This window comes from Litoreibacter sp. JB4-2, from assembly GCF_055693445.1.
On the sequence record NZ_CM146334.1, the window covers coordinates 2039154 to 2053929 of the forward strand.

Annotated in this window: 20 protein-coding genes and 1 tRNA gene; 14 read left to right on the top strand and 7 right to left on the bottom strand. The window is 55.2% G+C overall.

The features are described 5' to 3' along the window. Window positions 1–128 precede the first annotated feature (128 nt). The 3 genes from ACZ1G7_RS10130 to ACZ1G7_RS10140 all read right to left on the bottom strand — a co-directional run bounded on the left by ACZ1G7_RS10130 (window position 129) and on the right by ACZ1G7_RS10140 (window position 2483). A complete protein-coding gene (locus ACZ1G7_RS10130; protein ID WP_472659294.1) occupies window positions 129–1661 on the bottom strand; it encodes a diguanylate cyclase in 1533 nt (510 codons plus the stop codon). Window positions 1662–1905: 244 nt separating this feature from the next. Further along, on the bottom strand, window positions 1906–2163 hold the full coding sequence (locus ACZ1G7_RS10135) for a hypothetical protein (protein ID WP_472659295.1): 258 nt from the start codon (window positions 2161–2163) through the stop codon (window positions 1906–1908). Between the two features lie 83 nt (window positions 2164–2246). Continuing rightward, window positions 2247–2483, bottom strand: coding sequence for a helix-turn-helix domain-containing protein (locus ACZ1G7_RS10140; RefSeq protein ID WP_472659296.1), 237 nt, complete (start codon window positions 2481–2483; stop codon window positions 2247–2249). Window positions 2484–2587: 104 nt separating this feature from the next. Here ACZ1G7_RS10140 and ACZ1G7_RS10145 point away from each other — a divergent pair, with 104 nt between their 5' ends. The 6 genes from ACZ1G7_RS10145 to ACZ1G7_RS10170 are packed head-to-tail and all read left to right on the top strand — an operon-like array spanning window position 2588 to window position 5312. Next, window positions 2588–3178 carry a hypothetical protein gene (locus ACZ1G7_RS10145; RefSeq protein WP_472659297.1) on the top strand — a complete coding sequence of 197 codons (591 nt, stop codon included), beginning with the start codon at window positions 2588–2590 and terminating at the stop codon, window positions 3176–3178. A gap of 57 nt (window positions 3179–3235) precedes the next feature. Beyond that, complete coding sequence (locus ACZ1G7_RS10150; RefSeq protein ID WP_472659298.1) at window positions 3236–3934, top strand: hypothetical protein; 699 nt, start codon at window positions 3236–3238, stop codon at window positions 3932–3934. A 32-nt stretch (window positions 3935–3966) separates the two neighbouring features. Further along, the gene (locus tag ACZ1G7_RS10155; protein ID WP_472659299.1) at window positions 3967–4209 is read left to right on the top strand and encodes a hypothetical protein; all 243 of its coding nucleotides are present in this window, start codon (window positions 3967–3969) and stop codon (window positions 4207–4209) included. Further along, the gene (locus ACZ1G7_RS10160; RefSeq protein ID WP_472659300.1) at window positions 4206–4430 is read left to right on the top strand and encodes a hypothetical protein; all 225 of its coding nucleotides are present in this window, start codon (window positions 4206–4208) and stop codon (window positions 4428–4430) included. The genes ACZ1G7_RS10155 and ACZ1G7_RS10160 overlap by 4 nt, the downstream gene beginning before the upstream one ends. Before the next feature lie 26 nt (window positions 4431–4456). Further along, a complete protein-coding gene (locus ACZ1G7_RS10165) occupies window positions 4457–4858 on the top strand; it encodes a hypothetical protein (RefSeq protein ID WP_472659301.1) in 402 nt (133 codons plus the stop codon). Beyond that, a complete protein-coding gene (locus ACZ1G7_RS10170; protein WP_472659302.1) occupies window positions 4809–5312 on the top strand; it encodes a hypothetical protein in 504 nt (167 codons plus the stop codon). The genes ACZ1G7_RS10165 and ACZ1G7_RS10170 overlap by 50 nt, the downstream gene beginning before the upstream one ends. On the opposite strand, the gene ACZ1G7_RS10175 is transcribed toward ACZ1G7_RS10170, so the two are convergent. From ACZ1G7_RS10175 to ACZ1G7_RS10185, 3 genes are all read right to left on the bottom strand, one after another. Next, a complete protein-coding gene (locus tag ACZ1G7_RS10175) occupies window positions 5305–5715 on the bottom strand; it encodes an HAD family hydrolase (RefSeq protein WP_472659303.1) in 411 nt (136 codons plus the stop codon). The two genes, ACZ1G7_RS10170 and ACZ1G7_RS10175, sit on opposite strands and share 8 nt — an antisense overlap. A gap of 45 nt (window positions 5716–5760) precedes the next feature. Then, window positions 5761–6027 carry a hypothetical protein gene (locus ACZ1G7_RS10180; protein ID WP_472659304.1) on the bottom strand — a complete coding sequence of 89 codons (267 nt, stop codon included), beginning with the start codon at window positions 6025–6027 and terminating at the stop codon, window positions 5761–5763. Between the two features lie 122 nt (window positions 6028–6149). Beyond that, a complete protein-coding gene (locus tag ACZ1G7_RS10185; RefSeq protein WP_472659305.1) occupies window positions 6150–7739 on the bottom strand; it encodes a tetratricopeptide repeat protein in 1590 nt (529 codons plus the stop codon). 157 nt (window positions 7740–7896) lie between these two features. On the opposite strand from ACZ1G7_RS10185, the gene ACZ1G7_RS10190 reads away from it, so the two are divergent. Beyond that, window positions 7897–8307 carry a hypothetical protein gene (locus ACZ1G7_RS10190; RefSeq protein WP_472659306.1) on the top strand — a complete coding sequence of 137 codons (411 nt, stop codon included), beginning with the start codon at window positions 7897–7899 and terminating at the stop codon, window positions 8305–8307. Between the two features lie 154 nt (window positions 8308–8461). Here ACZ1G7_RS10190 and ACZ1G7_RS10195 read toward each other — a convergent pair. Further along, window positions 8462–8538, bottom strand: a tRNA-Arg gene (locus ACZ1G7_RS10195). Window positions 8539–8608: 70 nt separating this feature from the next. Between ACZ1G7_RS10195 and ACZ1G7_RS10200 the strand changes: the two genes are divergently transcribed. The 7 genes from ACZ1G7_RS10200 (at window position 8609) to ACZ1G7_RS10230 (ending at window position 14749) form a co-directional block, all read left to right on the top strand. Beyond that, window positions 8609–9244, top strand: coding sequence for a TetR/AcrR family transcriptional regulator (locus ACZ1G7_RS10200; protein ID WP_472659307.1), 636 nt, complete (start codon window positions 8609–8611; stop codon window positions 9242–9244). A 96-nt stretch (window positions 9245–9340) separates the two neighbouring features. Then, on the top strand, window positions 9341–10018 hold the full coding sequence (locus ACZ1G7_RS10205; RefSeq protein ID WP_472659308.1) for a PspA/IM30 family protein: 678 nt from the start codon (window positions 9341–9343) through the stop codon (window positions 10016–10018). A gap of 27 nt (window positions 10019–10045) precedes the next feature. Continuing rightward, the gene (locus ACZ1G7_RS10210; RefSeq protein ID WP_472659309.1) at window positions 10046–10336 is read left to right on the top strand and encodes a hypothetical protein; all 291 of its coding nucleotides are present in this window, start codon (window positions 10046–10048) and stop codon (window positions 10334–10336) included. A 212-nt stretch (window positions 10337–10548) separates the two neighbouring features. Beyond that, window positions 10549–11397 (top strand): hypothetical protein, encoded by an 849-nt coding sequence (locus ACZ1G7_RS10215; RefSeq protein WP_472659310.1) that lies wholly within the window; start codon window positions 10549–10551, stop codon window positions 11395–11397. Continuing rightward, entirely contained in the window at window positions 11292–12872 is a 1581-nt protein-coding gene (locus tag ACZ1G7_RS10220) for a Hint domain-containing protein (protein ID WP_472663710.1), read from the top strand. The genes ACZ1G7_RS10215 and ACZ1G7_RS10220 overlap by 106 nt, the downstream gene beginning before the upstream one ends. A gap of 279 nt (window positions 12873–13151) precedes the next feature. Further along, complete coding sequence (locus ACZ1G7_RS10225) at window positions 13152–13793, top strand: lysophospholipid acyltransferase family protein (protein WP_472659311.1); 642 nt, start codon at window positions 13152–13154, stop codon at window positions 13791–13793. Then, window positions 13790–14749 (top strand): phosphatidate cytidylyltransferase, encoded by a 960-nt coding sequence (locus tag ACZ1G7_RS10230; protein ID WP_472659312.1) that lies wholly within the window; start codon window positions 13790–13792, stop codon window positions 14747–14749. The genes ACZ1G7_RS10225 and ACZ1G7_RS10230 overlap by 4 nt, the downstream gene beginning before the upstream one ends. Window positions 14750–14776 lie beyond the last annotated feature (27 nt).

Below are 14776 nucleotides of genomic sequence, written 5' to 3' on the forward strand. Positions count from 1 at the left end.
TTCAGCATCTGTCATAATGGGCTCAAACCGGTCATTTGTTCGCTTCCGAAGGTACTGTTCGCTTGCCTGAAACCTTCCAAGACCAACATGAGGGGCGAAGCTTGCTCCTAGCCAAACGCGCAAATTTTCTAGACCACCTTGATCTCAACCAACTCAAGTTTGGAGGTGTCTACGACCCTATTGCGCCCTTCTTTCTTTGCTAGGTAAAGCGCGTCATCGGCTTTCTTCAAAATGTCTTGAAGCAGTTTTCCGTCATGAGGGTATGAAGCCACACCGCAGGAAATCGTTACCGTGGGGAGCTTTCGACCGGAGTATGCTATCGACAAAGACTGAACACGTTCACGCAAGAGTTCCGCCGCCTGAATAGCTTTTCCCCGCTCAGTTGCCCGAAGCAAAACTATAAATTCTTCTCCGCCGTATCGACATAAAACCTCGTCGTCAGCAAAAAGTGCGCGCATCGTTTCAGAGATTTCTCGTAGGACCATATCGCCTGCATCATGACCGTGATTGTCGTTAAAAGACTTGAACTTGTCCGCATCGAACGAAATGACACTAAACGAACCGTTCTTGCGTTCTTGGAGGTTGAGTTCTTCACGCAATGACTCAAGAAAAAACCTGCGATTGAAGAGTCCCGTCAATGGGTCGCGAGTAGACTGATCTTGTAGCTCATCACGGAGCTTAACATTGGCAATGGCCAGACTTATTAGTTCGCCACATTGGGCGACGAACTTGTGGGGGGACCTTGTACTTGTCTTTTCGCATTCGTTTGTCAGACCTTGGACATGAAGCAAACCCACCGTATCACCATGCGCAATGATCGGAACACAAATATACTCGTCAGATGAAGGGGTTCTCTGCTTTTGAACGTGAGGGCATTCGAACGAAATTTGGTCAGGTGTAAAGGCGTAGTTTCGACCACGCCGCAAAGCCCAGCAGGCATCCGCCTTTATGTGCTCGTGCATATCTGTTGAACCCCAAGAAACGGCTCCGTCCAAAACGTCTCTAGAGTTGGAATATATATAAAGCTCGCCACGGCTGCTGGGAAGCATTTGACGCATACATTCCTTCAGAACGATGTAGAGCTCGTTAAGTGACTTGCACGTCTGCAACCAGTCACCCAGTTCTGCGAGCATCGATGCGTCACGTTGTCGTGCCTTCTCATTCTCTAGTGTCTGCATTGCTTCCGTTTGCGCTAGCTCTGCGGTTCTTTTGGCTTCGTCGAGATCAGCAGAAGCCATTCGTTGCTGCGTAACGTCGGTAAACGTGACCACGTACCCACCATCGCTCATAGGACGTGCTGCTGTAGAGACAGTCCGCCCAGACCGAAGTTTTCTATCGAAACGAAACGGAGTTTTTCGCGCAAATCGTTCGTGGGTTCTGTTGACCGCTTCTTGATCCAATTCGCCACGACGAAGTGCGTTCGCTAGGAAATCAATCCTCTTGGTCCCAATCTCCAAATCTATCGGGCGCAATTCTAGGATGTCAAAAACCCGGTCTGTAAACAAAGTGCAGATACCGTCAACATCCCACACGAGCACGCCTTGCTCCATACCGTCCGCGACGCGACCGAGGAAACTAGGGTCCAAAGATGCCGAATTTAAACCGCTTAGTGTCGGAGCACTTTCGTCATCATACCTTTTCGAATGATCTGTCTGTTTCATGCATTCCCGCGACCTTTGCTCCTTTGCTCGGCTACACGCAAATCCATAATATGCTGTTTAATTCGGTACTAAAATTGTTCCGATCCTTTGAGAAATAGGGCATCGAAACCAATCGCTCGCCTCAATCCCCAGACCGATCCCGCAACCTTACCCCAGCTCCACCACCGTTCTCAGGGATGAGTCAGGAGACCTATACAATTGAAAGCAATCCCGGCGCGCTTCTGAAATTGCAAAGCCTGATTGACTATTTATGCCACAGCCTAAGCGCTTCGCGACCTTCTTCTGTGATACGAAAGCCTCGCTTCTTGTGCCACTTGTCGACACCTTCAACAGCTAGACGCCAGCTAATGAGTTCCAAAATAGTTTTCTCGCCGATACCAGGTGACAATTTATTTCTATTTATGAAGTTGTCGATCCCGCCCTTGTGGGCGTCTTCGTACTCGCATTCGTACTCAAGAATACTCAGTGCTTTTGCGTGCCTTTTTTTAAGTAAAAATCTCAAAGCGCCCCTCCAATTTTGTCTTTAGCGCTGAAACTAGGGAAGGTCCGTTTTCCCTACTTTCATCTTTCAGACATGTTTGCGGTCTAGGTCTCGGTAGGGGAAGAAAATCTCACGCCTGCCGGTCCACCATTCTTGGGAACGAATACAGCGCCTAAGCTTTCAAGAGCTTCCTGAAGAGAAGTCATGCTTTTCAGATTAATGCCGCCTTTCTCCGTTTCAAATCGAGTGATCGTTGCAGGTGCGACCTTGGCCAATTCGGCCAACTCACGAACCCCAATTTTAGCTGCTGCTCTAGCCATCCTTAGTTGTTCAGGCGTCATTATTATATCCCTGACATTTAAAGTTATCACAGGGTATTGACTTTAGTGTCCCTGATGCACATAGTTATCACACAGATACAACAAAGCAACCCGTGGAGCTACTAATGTCAGCTATCGCTATCAACAAACGCTCAGTCATGATCCGAGCCTGGGCCGCAACCCGCGAGCTCATGACGATGTTTCGCTATGCGGCCCATCAGCTCCGCAGTGTCTTTGCGGCTGAACTACGAAAGGCTTGGGCCGCTGAACGTGACGAAGTCTCGCTCTTGAGCCGCAACGTTGACAGCATGCAATGGGAGATCAACGACATAGAGAACCGCACCCGGCTGACGCACGAACACTTCCAGCGCATCGACGCCTTGCGAGGGGCTATCCTGCGTATCAGGGCCGCCGAGGAAGCTGCTGACATGGCTGATAAACGAGAGCGGATTGAAGCGGTCAAGGGTCAGATTTGCAGTGTGACGTTCATCAAGAAGGACGGATCAGAGCGGACAATGAAGGTGCAGCCTGCCAAGCTCAAGTTCCACATCAAAGGCGAAGATGCGTCTGAGGCGGGCAAGAAGGCCACAGCGACCCGCAAAGCCCGTCACCCTCACCTCTACGCGGTCTGGGATGTGGAAGCTCAGGCCCCGCGCTCAATCAATCTCAAGACCATCACTCAAATCGCAGTTGGCGGCCATTGCCACGCTTACTGAGACAAACGCCACCCTAAGTTTACCCCTAGGTTTGAAGGCCGCAGAAGGACAGGAACCATGCTAACAACTGAACGTGACAAGAGCGCCGATGCAATCGAGCAATTCAACAAAACGAGGGCCAGCCGAGACGCAGCCGTGAAGTTGCTCGACATGCTCTCTGACAAGCTGGAAGCCGATGAAAATCAAACGGAGCGCGCAAAGCGGGAAGTTTCGGCCTCACTGCCAAAGCTTGATGAAGCCAAGTCGAAACTGGTCGCGCACAAGTCATACACTGCCGAGCAGATGCTTGCGAAGATGGCCGCCGTCATCACATGCGACCCAAGCCCTTCAGAGCTTGCTGAGCTCGCCACACAGGCCGAAAAGCTGCTCGAAACGGCTGACCCAGTCGTTGAGCTTTGCGAGCGCCATAAGCGCGTAAAGGCGAGGTATCGGGAGCTCCTGTCGGAATGTCCAACTGGCAACTTTGACGTCCCAGAGATTCGGGAGCTGGAGTTTTGGCTGCATAGTTGCGAATGCGAGCTCCGGACGATGACGCCAATGACGCCCGCCGGTGTAGCAGCTCTGGCTGACCTTTACTTCCGCGATGTCGGGCCAAGCTGCCTCACGGGCACGGAAGATTGGGAGAAGGAACGCAACACATTTGAGTTCCAAATCTTGAGCAAGCTCAGAGACGGTGCTGCCGTGGTTGCCGGACTCAATGGCGATTATCGCTACGGCGCTGACCGTCCGAGGCTAAATCTCGACAACCCGGTTTAGCTTCCGAGCACTCACAAACAGGAGACTCCGACATGGAACAGAGCCCCGATGCTTTGCCAAGTATGACAGTTCAGGCACGAGATGCAGCTCTGACCCGTCTTGCGGATCATGCGGCAACTCACAATGCTATCGCGCCAACCGTCTTGTTGGCCTGTAGCGGGGAGCCATCAGCCGAGGTGCTGAACTACTGCGCTGTGCACGGGCTGACGCTCGATTGGGTCTATATTGGCGAAGAACCCAAACACCGACCAGAGCTGACGGACGTTTCGTCATGACCGATGAACAGCTTTCATTTCTCAAGAAAGAAGTCGCCTACCAGCGCGGACTTCTCGTCAACCTGCAAGGCCTAGTGAATGGGGCCGAGATTGAACCCGTTTTGCGCATCGCTGAGCAAAGTTTGTTCACTGCCTTGGGGCGCGCCTTTGATGACATGGAATCAAGCCTTGAGGCCGTGGCCTGCGGCGTCGAGCTGTCAGATGGGCCTGGCGACCAATGACCTGCGGAGCGTGCATCCCGGAGGCCATGCGTGAGGGCCATGGGCGCGTCTGGGGCTATGTTATCGGCAAGACGCCTACAGAGCTCACCAGCAAAGCTCGTAGGCTCTACTTTCTTGGTGCAGAGACGGTGTTCTCTGATTTTCCGGATGCGGAACTTGAAGAGCGAGACGGATACAAGCTGCTCACCGATCCAGCCATCTTGCGCAAAGGCGACAAGCTGGTCCTGTATTCGGCTGATTGCTTTAGCACTGACCCAACCGAACAAGACAACCTGATCGAAGGCCTGGAAGCCCGAGGCGTGACTGTCGGCATACTAAGAGAAGACTTTTTGAGAACGATTGAGCGCGGTATTTTAAGGCGTTCACGGAGTACCCAGTATGAATTGTTACCCATCCAACAGACGATGGTCCGACCGGTTCTTACCTGAGATTAAGCAGATCATCGGCGCGCACTTGCTTGAAACCGCGCCTGACGCTGAGGACCACTTCAACGCCACTGACCTGATGATGCTTGATGCCCGCGACATGCGCATAGCTGCGAGGGTGAGGCGTCATGGTTATGCTGGCAGGTATCCCAATCAGTTCACGATCCGCTCACGTGTCGCCTCAGGCGCCCCCACAGAGCTTTCGAAGATAGTGAACGGTAAGGGCGATTGGATGTTCTACGGCCACTCCAACGCCGCGCAGGACAGGTTAGAGCATTGGTCGCTGATAGACTTGAGAGCCTTCCGGGCCGGGCTCATACGCCACACCCAGAATGGTTGGCCGATCAGGATGGGTGACCGAACCAACGCGGATGGGACAGGCTTCAAGTGGTTTGATGTGAACTCGTTTCCGACTGAGCCGAGGCTCGTGGTGGCGCGGTCGTCCAAACTTAGCTAGGCAGGCAAGCGGCCGTCTTGGTTTCACGATTGAGCGCAAACATGTCTATTTCCTCAGGGCTCGGCACTCCTCGAAAGTGAGTAGCGAAACCCAGCTGTTCCGTTAAGTTTTCTATCCATTTCGGATTGAAGTTTGACATGCTGGCCACAGGTATTCCGTACTCATTTCCCAACCTGATAACATTGATAGACAAATCAATGGTGTCTTCCTCCAGCGGATCAATGACCGCGATAACACCATCAACCATCCCAAGGGAGACAAAGACTCTTGTCTCCTCAAGCGTACGAGCAAGGAGGCACATCCGTCCGATGTCGCCGCGTTCGGGTATTGTTACATTTTTCCGACCGGTGCAGTCTACGAAGAGAATGCTCCCGTCAAAATCCTTCTTGTAGTGCCAAAACATGTTGGTTTCCCCAATCAAAGCGGTCGATTGCGCCGCCCCAAAACTCTAGAAAAAGTCCCTTTGCCCCTGAGCCAGTTGCGACAGGCGTTCTGCCAACAAACCGAGTCGAACGACCGGTTCGCCAAACCTCAGCGTGGCTTCTAGCTCAGCTGCAGCGTCTACAAGCTCGCTAGCCACCCCCAGAAGGATGCGGTTTTGATCGGCTACGCAAAGCTCCAACAATTCACTTTGAACGCCTTCTTTCAAGCGTGCGATAAGCTTTAGCTCATCCTTGGAAAACGGCAGCATTTGATCGTTTGCTGTCTTGGCCATGTGGTCGCTCCTAAGCAGTGACATACAGAACGCCTCAATTGTCATCCTGCCTCAAGAAAAGCCACGTTTCAGGGGTGAGTCACATGTTACAAGACGAAAACCTCTAAGGGTGAACGCTTTAACTAAGGAGCAATCGCTTTGACCAAATCACCGTAATAGTCAGTATATTTTTGGCTATCGGGGCTTTCTTGGCAAAGCCTCGGAATAGTCGAACTTGCAAAGTGCGCCGGGTCGAACCCCTCCCACTTTGCGCTTTGGCCGCTGATCACCACAGCAGCCTCGTCTGGGCGGCCAAGCTGGTTTAGGATCATTGCTCGTCGCATGTAGGTATAGGGAATCTGAAAAATTCTCGCCGCGCGTTCTTCCGCTTCGAGGGCTTCATTCCACTCTTCCCGATAGGCGTGCAGCCAACCTATCCACGTCAGGGTAAGCCATCGGATCGGGTTGTCAGGCGAAAGCTTTTCGTCAAAACTCCTAGCTCTCTGAACGATGTCATCGGGCGCGGGCGAACAAGTAAATGGTATGACAATTGAGAGAAACCGAGCGAGGTCATGGCTTGGATCGAGTTCGGTCACACGCGCCATCGTCGCCCTGCTCTCTTCAATCAGCCCGCTATGCCAGTGAGCCTGTGCGACGTTGAAAACCACATCTGGGTCTAGTGGCGAGAGGTCGATTGCCTGACGCGCATGGAACAATGCTGCTTCTCTGTTTTCTTCGGTGTCAAAAGGGGCGTAAACGTTCGAGAGGTATGCAAGCTTGTCCGCGAGAACTGAATGAGCCGCCCCGAAGTTTGGATCAAGCTCCAACGCCTGCTTGGCCAAATCGATACGCTGCTCTTCCCAGACAATCGCTGATTGTGCAGGCCCAGGCACCCAAGTTGCCAGCACAAACAAAGCTTCGGGAGAAAGTTGGTCTTCTGGTAGCTCAGCTAGGTTATCTTTCGATGCACCGTAGAGGCGAACCCTAAGCTCGCGGGCAAGGCCTTCTTCGACGACTTGTGCAATATCAGCATTGGACGGCACTTCAAACGTCTTGGCCCAAATAACCCTATCTATGATCAAGTCCCGAAGAGTAATGTCGAGCCTGGTTGAACCGCTTGCAGGAACAACGTTGGGAGTCACCAGAAAACTTGCACTCTGATGAATGCCGGAAGCTGGATCAAACAGTGTAATCATTTGAGACCGCGACAAAGCCTGCACTAGCGCGGTACGAACGCGAAAGCCATCTGGGTTACCGTCAGTTACTTTGGCAATCTGAACGCCAAGTGGTGGGCGCTCATTTGCTTGCGGGCTCAGCAGGACGTAGGCAAGCAACGCAAATGAAATGAGCGAACCAACAAGGACTACCGCAAGCCTAAGCCGCGATACCGCGCGTTTTTTCCCTTCAATGCTAGAAACCTTGGTGCGTTCTTTTTCACGCAGTGAGACTTGCGGTCGGTAGGTACCAACAGGAATTTCTACCTTCAGTGCCGTGTCGGGGGATTCGGAGGCTTCAAATAGAGTGAGGGCATTTCTCAATCTGCCCATCTCAACCCGAACTATGCTGTCGGAGCTCGGGTCAAAGTCATCACCTTTCCCGAACACATCGAGACCAATCGAGTATGCCTTTAGGTTTTCTCCCTCGCCAAGCGCTTCTGCGCGGATCAGGTGGCTCAAAAGGCGAAGCCTTCGTTTGCTCTTGCCTAAAACACCGGACGCTTCGATGCGGTCCATATATCGATCAATATCATCTTCTTCGAACTTGGCTGGCCCTATCACCTTATCATCCTCGTGGCACCGAAAATCCAAAGACTGCCACGCGAAGTATGTTCAAAAAGCCTGAACCAGTTAGCAGTCATCATTTCTAAAATCAGCGATATGATACGCCGATATGGAGATTCTAACAAAACAACAGTTTCAGACCCTTCTGGACGATATATCCGAATGCTTCGTCACGGGAGACTTCTCTGTATGGGAAGGCCACATCCGCCTTCCTTTTTCGCTCATCACCACGAAAGGGCCCACGACTCTTACTACACGCAAAGAGCTCCAAGCGAACTTTGAGCAGTACATTTCGGTTTGTAAACTGATCAACATCGACCGCATCTACCGTATCCCGGTCTCGCTGGAAGACTGCAAAGACGGTACGATGATAGGAACCTATACGACGCATCTAATGTCGGGTCAGTTCAGAGCTACACGGCCTTACACCTCGTCGGTGTTGTTGTCAGATACTGGAGTTTCTTGGAAGATTACGGCGATACTCAATGCGCGTGGAACGCATGAGTGGCTGGGGACATAGCGACGTTGAAATTGCGTATTACTACGATGCTGGAAGGCGTCTTTGATTCATTGCTTAGAATGTCGTGAAAGGCTTGGATTTGTCCCCCATATGTCCCCCAGAACAGGACAATCGAAAAATTGGCCTCCAGAAATCCCGTAAGCCATTGATTTCATGGCGATCCCTGAAGGACTCGAACCCTCAACCTGCTGATTAGAAGTCAGCTGCTCTATCCAGTTGAGCTAAGGGACCGCTTGGCGTGGTTTTGCGGCGATGCACGCTCAAACGCAACCCTTTCCTTTTTGGCCATCGGGTTTTAGTTATGAACAATGTTCATTCGGAGGCCGCGATGGTCGGAAAAGTTCAAAAGAAGCGGGAAGAGCTACGGCGCAAGCTCATCGATCTGGCTGAAACCCGCGTTTGTGCGGGTGGGATCGAACAGGTGCGCGCGCGTGAACTTGCCAGCGAGGCAGGCTGCGCGGTTGGCGCCATTTACAATGTTTTTGGCGATCTAAATGAACTGGTGATGGCCGTGAACGGGCGCACCTTTAAACGGCTGGGTACTGCTGTCCTCGAAGCCGTCAACGCCAACCCCGACACGGACCCTGTCGCCGTGCTGACGACAATGGGGCATGCCTATCTGGGTTTCGCGCAGCACAACACCCCTGCCTGGCGCACCCTTTTTGATCTTGAGATGTCGACCGATCAGACGGTGCCCGATTGGTACCTGACAGAGATGCGCCAGCTCTTGGGTCTCATCGCCAAGCCCGTTGCGCAAAACTTCCCTGATATGGACCCCGAGGAGGTGGAGCTGATGACTCGCGGGTTGTTCTCCTCGATCCATGGAATCGTCCTTTTGGGGCTGGAAAAGCGTATTTCAGCCGTTCCAACAGAACGATTAGAGAAAATGATTTCTCTTATTCTCAGTAACTTAAGTCCAGAATCCGCAATTTCCTGAACGGCGTTCAATATTTTTCTTGAACCGCGTTCAGGAATCACGCATGCTCAATTCATGAACAACGTTCACGAAATTACACTGGGAAGGAAACAGACCATGTTCGGAACACTCAAGACCCTGATGACAGGCGCCAACGCCCGCGCCGAAGAACGGGTCCGCGACACATATGCGATTGAACTGATCGAGCAGAAAATCCGCGAAGCGCAGGCCAATCTGCAAGCCGCCAAAGGCACGCTCGCCTCGCTCATTCAACGCCAACGCGGCGAAGCCAAACAAGTTGGCAGCGTTGAAGCCCGGATCACCGACCTGACCAAACGCGCCTCCCTTGCGCTGAAGGACGACAATGAAGACATGGCGTGCCAAGCCGCTGACGCGATTGCCGCCTTGGAAAATGAACTGGAAGCGCGCCGCGCCACGCTACAGCGCCTCGATCAACGTATCACCCAGCTGCGCCAATCCGTCGAAACCGGGCATCGCCGCATCGTTGACCTGAAACAAGGTCTGATCTCCGCCAAGGCCGTGCGCCATGAGCAGCAGATACAGTCCAAGCTTTCAGCAACCATCGGCGGTAGCGCCAGCGTCGACGAGGCCGAAGAGCTGATCGCGCAGGTTCTGTCCAAGGACGACCCGTTTGAGCAGTCGCAAATCATGGGGGAGATCAACGCCGATCTCAACCATGACACCCTGACCGCGCGTATGGCCGACCAAGGCTACGGCGCCTCCGACAAAACCACCGGGGCCGACGTCCTCAAGCGCCTCAAATCCAAATCCTAATATTCAGATCTTTCAAAGGAGAAACCCATGTTTGGTTCCAACACAAAAAATGACAACGCCCTGATTATGTTCGTTAATCTGGCTGGTGCCCTGATTGCACTCGGCATGCTGGCCCTGTCGCTCTACCTGTCACCCGATGTGCCGCTATCGACCAAAGGGTACTGGGCCATCGCCGTCCTGATGCTCTGCATCAGCCTGGTGAATTTCGTAAAATACCGCTTTGACGAACGCATCGCGTCCGACCGTATCCAGCGCATCGAAGAGGCCCGAAACGAAAAGCTGCTGGAGGATTTCGTCTCCACCGACAAGGCCGCCTAACCCCGGCCACCGCGTCAAAACGCAGCCTCCCCACCGCGCCTGGCCCCTGCCGGGCGCGGTTCACTTTGTTCTAAAATTCCCCGCGAAACCAACGGTTCCGCCTATATTTGCGTAAAGGAATGCCATTTTTTCAGCGCATTCTTATGCGACGGAGGTCGCGTAAAAGACCTGCTGCCGCGGTTCACCAGTATCAAAATTAGGGGCATCGCTTTATGGCGACCAATGACAATGACACGCCTGCAACCGAAGGCGACAGCGTTTTCACAGGCACGTCCGGGGGCGACACGCTCAGCGGTGGTCTGGGCAATGACACCATCAATGCAGGCGACGGCGATGACATCATCGCGGGCGACGGCCCGGTCCCGGGCGCATGGCATTACGAGACCTATGACTACAACTTTTCGTCCGCCGCCGGTCAGGCATTCGACATTGAAACCGGCACCCGCTCCGCATCCGGCTATGTCACGGATTTCGACGTCGAGGGTCTCACCAATACCATCCGCGGCACATCAGGCGATCAGAATGATTTCGGGGTTATCTACACCTCAACGCTGAACATCACCGCGGGCGGCACTTACCGGTTCACGACCCGCTCTGACGACGGCTCCACGATCCAGCTCTTTGACAGTGCGGGCAACCCGGTCTCGTTCAACAACCAGACCGGCGGCACGCTCGACTATCTCAACAACGATTTCCACCAACCGGCGACCACGCGCTTCGGCGATGCGGTGCTGGACCCGAATGAGACCTATACCGTCCAAATCCGCTATTGGGAAAACGCGGGCAACGAGGCCATGTCGGCCACCATCACCGGCCCCGACACTGGCGGTGCCACGCAAGATCTGCTGACCTCCCCCTGCTCGGGCTGCCGCCCGGCCCCGATTATTCCGTCACCGGAACGCCCGCAGGGGTTGAGGGCGATGACATTCTCAATGGCGGCGCGGGCGACGACACAATCTACGGCAATGGCGGCAATGACACGATCACCGGCGGCTCTGGCGAGGATTACGCCGAGGGTGGCGACGGCGACGACAATATCTCCGACGGGCCAAACCTGCTGACCAACGGCTCGCTTGAGGCGGGTGTCCCCGACAACACCTTTAACACCAGCGCCAACCCAACCGGCTGGACCAATGATGCCGGCAATATTGAGGGCTGGGGCAACACCTATCTCGGCCTGAACTCCAAAGATGGTGGCAACTTCGTTGAGCTGGACAATGGCTCTGGCGCGGACAACCTCTATCAGGATGTGCAGACCGAGGCCGGTGAACCCTATGCCTTCACCTTCGACGCCGCCGCGCGCGAGGGCTCCGAGGGCGAAGCGGTGGAGGTCTACTGGAACGGCGTCCTCATCGACACGATCAACCCCGCGACGACCGATTTCCTGACCTATTCCTACACTGTCACCGGCACCGGCGGGATGGACCGGCTCGAATTCCGCGAGCTTGCCTCCGAAAGCGACGGGCTCGGCCCAATGCTCGACAATGTGTCGCTCACGCTCGCCAGCAATGACGAATTTCACGGCGGCGCGGGCAATGACACAATCGACGGCGGCGGCGGAAACGACATGCTGTTTGGCGACGAAGGGGATGACGCGATCCTCGGCGGCGCGGGCAATGACACAATCGATGGCGGCACGGATGATGACACCATCACCGGCGGCGCCGATGACGACACGCTGACCGGCGGCGAAGGCTTTGACACGTTCATCTATACCGCCGGCGATGACGATGACACGATCACCGATTTCAACACGGCCACCGGTCAGGACATCAATGACGGCGATCAGACCAACAATGATTTCGTCGATCTCAGCGCCTTTTACACCGACATATTTGAACTGCGCGCCGATCAGCGCGACGACGGCATCCTGAACCAGTCCACCGGCGATTTCAGCGACAATTCCCTGCTTGGCGGCTCGATCACCATGACCGGCGTCGGCGATCAGGACCTGACATTCGACAACACGAATGTCGCCTGTTTCGTAACCGGCACCATGATCGCAACGCCGCAAGGCGTTTGTCCGATTGAGCATATCAAACCCGGCGATTTGGTCCTGACGAAAGACAATGGCGCCCGGCCTGTACGTTGGGCCGCCGCGCGCACTGTCGAGGCGCAGGGCAAACTCGCCCCGATCCTCTTCGCCCCCAACGCCATCGGAAACACAGGCGCCTTCTTGGTCTCCCCGCAGCACCGCATCCTCGTCTCCAGCTGGCAGGCAGAGGTCGCCACGGGTGAGCAGGAAGTGCTCGTCGCCGCCAAGCATCTTGTCAACGGCACGACCATTCTGCCCTGCCCCTGCCCGGATGTGACCTACCACCACATCATGTTCGACGATCATGAGCTGATCAAATGCGCCGGTATCTACAGCGAAAGCTTCCATCCCAACACGCGCAGCATAGAAGGCGTTGATGACGATGCACGCGCTGAGCTTATGGCGCTGTTTCCTGAACTCGCCCAACGGCAAAACACCGCAGCCTTCCCAACAGCGCGCCCGGTTCTGCGCCGTTTTGAAGCACAGCTTCTGGCAAGCTAAGCCCAAAAACCAAACCGTGCCACATCTGTCCTGAGACGCCGCATCGCACCCCGCGCCGCCCCCATCTCAGCAAGACACGCAGCGCTACGCAGCCTGCGCAAGTGCTGCCCTTGGCAAAATTCAGCGCCGGAGGCGCTCACGCGCCATGACGCGCCCAAGCCCTCTCCGCTGGTCTCAACAGTCAAAAATTCGGCGCACTGGCCGGCAACCAAACCGGTTTTTCTTGATTAACTCCGCCTGTGCCCGCAGGCTGCATCAAAAGGTCTAACGTAAGCTTCTATGCGCCGTATCGCTGCCACTCTCGCGGGTCAATTGCTGGCCCTCTTCGCTCAGTTCATCACCGCCGCCCGGGCCGATTGGCGCGGCGTTGAACCCGTGAATATTCAACGCATCTATTTTGCCAATCACACATCAAACGCCGATCTGCCCATCGTTTGGACCGTGCTGCCGCCCGCGCTCAGGCGCGTCACACGGCCCGTGGCCGCCGCAGATTACTGGCTGAAAACCAAGGCCCGCGCCTTTATCGGCCCGGAGGTGTTTCGCGCCGTCCTGATCGACCGCCGCTCCGATCATCAGACGGAAGACCCCATTGCCAAGATCGTCGCCGCGATCAACGAAGGCTCCTCAATCATCATCTTTCCCGAAGGGGGTCGTAACCGCACGGATGAGCCGCTCATGGCCTTCAAAGCCGGGCTCTACAACATCGCCAAAGACTGCCCCGAGGTCGATCTCGTCCCCACATGGATCGACAATATCAACTCCGTCATGCCCTCGGGCGAGGTGATCCCGGTCCCCCTTGGCTGCACCGTGATTTTCGGCGCGCCGCTTCACGTCGAAAAAGATGAAAGCAAGGACGCGTTTCTCGCCCGCTGCGCCTCAGCGCTTGCCGCCCTCCAGCCAAACCCGGAAGGCCGCACATGATCCCCGACCTCGTATCAGAGACCACCGGCTCCATCGTCGTGCTGATCTCCGCGGCCTGCGCGCTACTGATCATGGCCACAATCGGCGGCGCGATCCTGCGCCGCAGGTTGGCGCCGCTCAGCGATCATCCCACGGTCGAGATTTACACAACGCGGCTGCATTCCTGGTGGGGCATGGTGTTTCTGCTCTCCGTCGCGCTGCTGATCGGCCATACCGGCGTGGTGATCCTTTTCGCCTTTGCCTCCTTCGCGGCCTTGCGCGAATTTCTGACGCTCACACGCAAAACCAAGGCGGATCACTGGGCGCTGATCGCGGCATTCTATGTGGCCTTCCCGCTGCAATATCTGTTCGTCTGGATGGGGGCTTACGGGCTCTATTCCATCTTCATCCCGGTCTACGCGTTTCTGATCCTGCCGATCCTGTCGGCACTGCGCGGCGCTGGCACCAATTTTCTGTCGCGCGTGTCGGAAACCCAATGGGGCCTGATGATCTGCGTCTTTTGCGCCTCGCATATCCCTGCACTGGTCACGCTCGATCTGCAGGGCTCCACCGGGCGCTCGGTGCTGCTCATAGCCTTTCTGGTGCTGGTGGTGCAGCTGGGCGATCTGGCCGAATATTATACAGGCCGCCGCTTCGGCAAAACCCGCATCGCGCCCAGTATCTCGCCCAAAACCCGGACCGGCGTGCTGGCGGGCGCAGGCATCGCCACGCTCACCGGGCTGCTGCTCACATGGATCACGCCCTTTGCGGCATGGGAGGCCGCCATCACCGCCCTGTTGATCTATCTTTTCGGGGTCGGCGGGTCGCTGGTTCTGGCCGCCATCAAGGCCGACCGGGGCGTCAAGAACTGGGGCCACCTCATTCCCGGCCAAGGCGGGTTTGTCGACCAAATGGACAGCGTCGTCTTCGCCGCCCCCATCTTCTTCCACCTCACGCGCTATTTCTACGGCAGCTAACTATGCCAAACGCACTCTATATTTACG

What these genes read in the sequence shown, in the direction of transcription:
- ACZ1G7_RS10140 (WP_472659296.1), bottom strand. Translation starts at nt 2,483, where the DNA reads ATGACGCCTGAACAACTAAGGATGGCTAGAGCAGCAGCTAAAATTGGG.
- ACZ1G7_RS10215 (WP_472659310.1), top strand. Translation starts at nt 10,549, where the DNA reads ATGGCGACCAATGACAATGACACGCCTGCAACCGAAGGCGACAGCGTT.
- ACZ1G7_RS10150 (WP_472659298.1), top strand. Translation starts at nt 3,236, where the DNA reads ATGCTAACAACTGAACGTGACAAGAGCGCCGATGCAATCGAGCAATTC.
- ACZ1G7_RS10225 (WP_472659311.1), top strand. Translation starts at nt 13,152, where the DNA reads ATGCGCCGTATCGCTGCCACTCTCGCGGGTCAATTGCTGGCCCTCTTC.
- ACZ1G7_RS10185 (WP_472659305.1), bottom strand. Translation starts at nt 7,739, where the DNA reads ATGGACCGCATCGAAGCGTCCGGTGTTTTAGGCAAGAGCAAACGAAGG.
- ACZ1G7_RS10160 (WP_472659300.1), top strand. Translation starts at nt 4,206, where the DNA reads ATGACCGATGAACAGCTTTCATTTCTCAAGAAAGAAGTCGCCTACCAG.
- ACZ1G7_RS10130 (WP_472659294.1), bottom strand. Translation starts at nt 1,661, where the DNA reads ATGAAACAGACAGATCATTCGAAAAGGTATGATGACGAAAGTGCTCCG.
- ACZ1G7_RS10155 (WP_472659299.1), top strand. Translation starts at nt 3,967, where the DNA reads ATGGAACAGAGCCCCGATGCTTTGCCAAGTATGACAGTTCAGGCACGA.
- ACZ1G7_RS10230 (WP_472659312.1), top strand. Translation starts at nt 13,790, where the DNA reads ATGATCCCCGACCTCGTATCAGAGACCACCGGCTCCATCGTCGTGCTG.
- ACZ1G7_RS10145 (WP_472659297.1), top strand. Translation starts at nt 2,588, where the DNA reads ATGTCAGCTATCGCTATCAACAAACGCTCAGTCATGATCCGAGCCTGG.
- ACZ1G7_RS10165 (WP_472659301.1), top strand. Translation starts at nt 4,457, where the DNA reads ATGCGTGAGGGCCATGGGCGCGTCTGGGGCTATGTTATCGGCAAGACG.
- ACZ1G7_RS10175 (WP_472659303.1), bottom strand. Translation starts at nt 5,715, where the DNA reads ATGTTTTGGCACTACAAGAAGGATTTTGACGGGAGCATTCTCTTCGTA.
- ACZ1G7_RS10205 (WP_472659308.1), top strand. Translation starts at nt 9,341, where the DNA reads ATGTTCGGAACACTCAAGACCCTGATGACAGGCGCCAACGCCCGCGCC.
- ACZ1G7_RS10210 (WP_472659309.1), top strand. Translation starts at nt 10,046, where the DNA reads ATGTTTGGTTCCAACACAAAAAATGACAACGCCCTGATTATGTTCGTT.
- ACZ1G7_RS10200 (WP_472659307.1), top strand. Translation starts at nt 8,609, where the DNA reads ATGAACAATGTTCATTCGGAGGCCGCGATGGTCGGAAAAGTTCAAAAG.
- ACZ1G7_RS10190 (WP_472659306.1), top strand. Translation starts at nt 7,897, where the DNA reads ATGGAGATTCTAACAAAACAACAGTTTCAGACCCTTCTGGACGATATA.
- ACZ1G7_RS10180 (WP_472659304.1), bottom strand. Translation starts at nt 6,027, where the DNA reads ATGGCCAAGACAGCAAACGATCAAATGCTGCCGTTTTCCAAGGATGAG.
- ACZ1G7_RS10170 (WP_472659302.1), top strand. Translation starts at nt 4,809, where the DNA reads ATGAATTGTTACCCATCCAACAGACGATGGTCCGACCGGTTCTTACCT.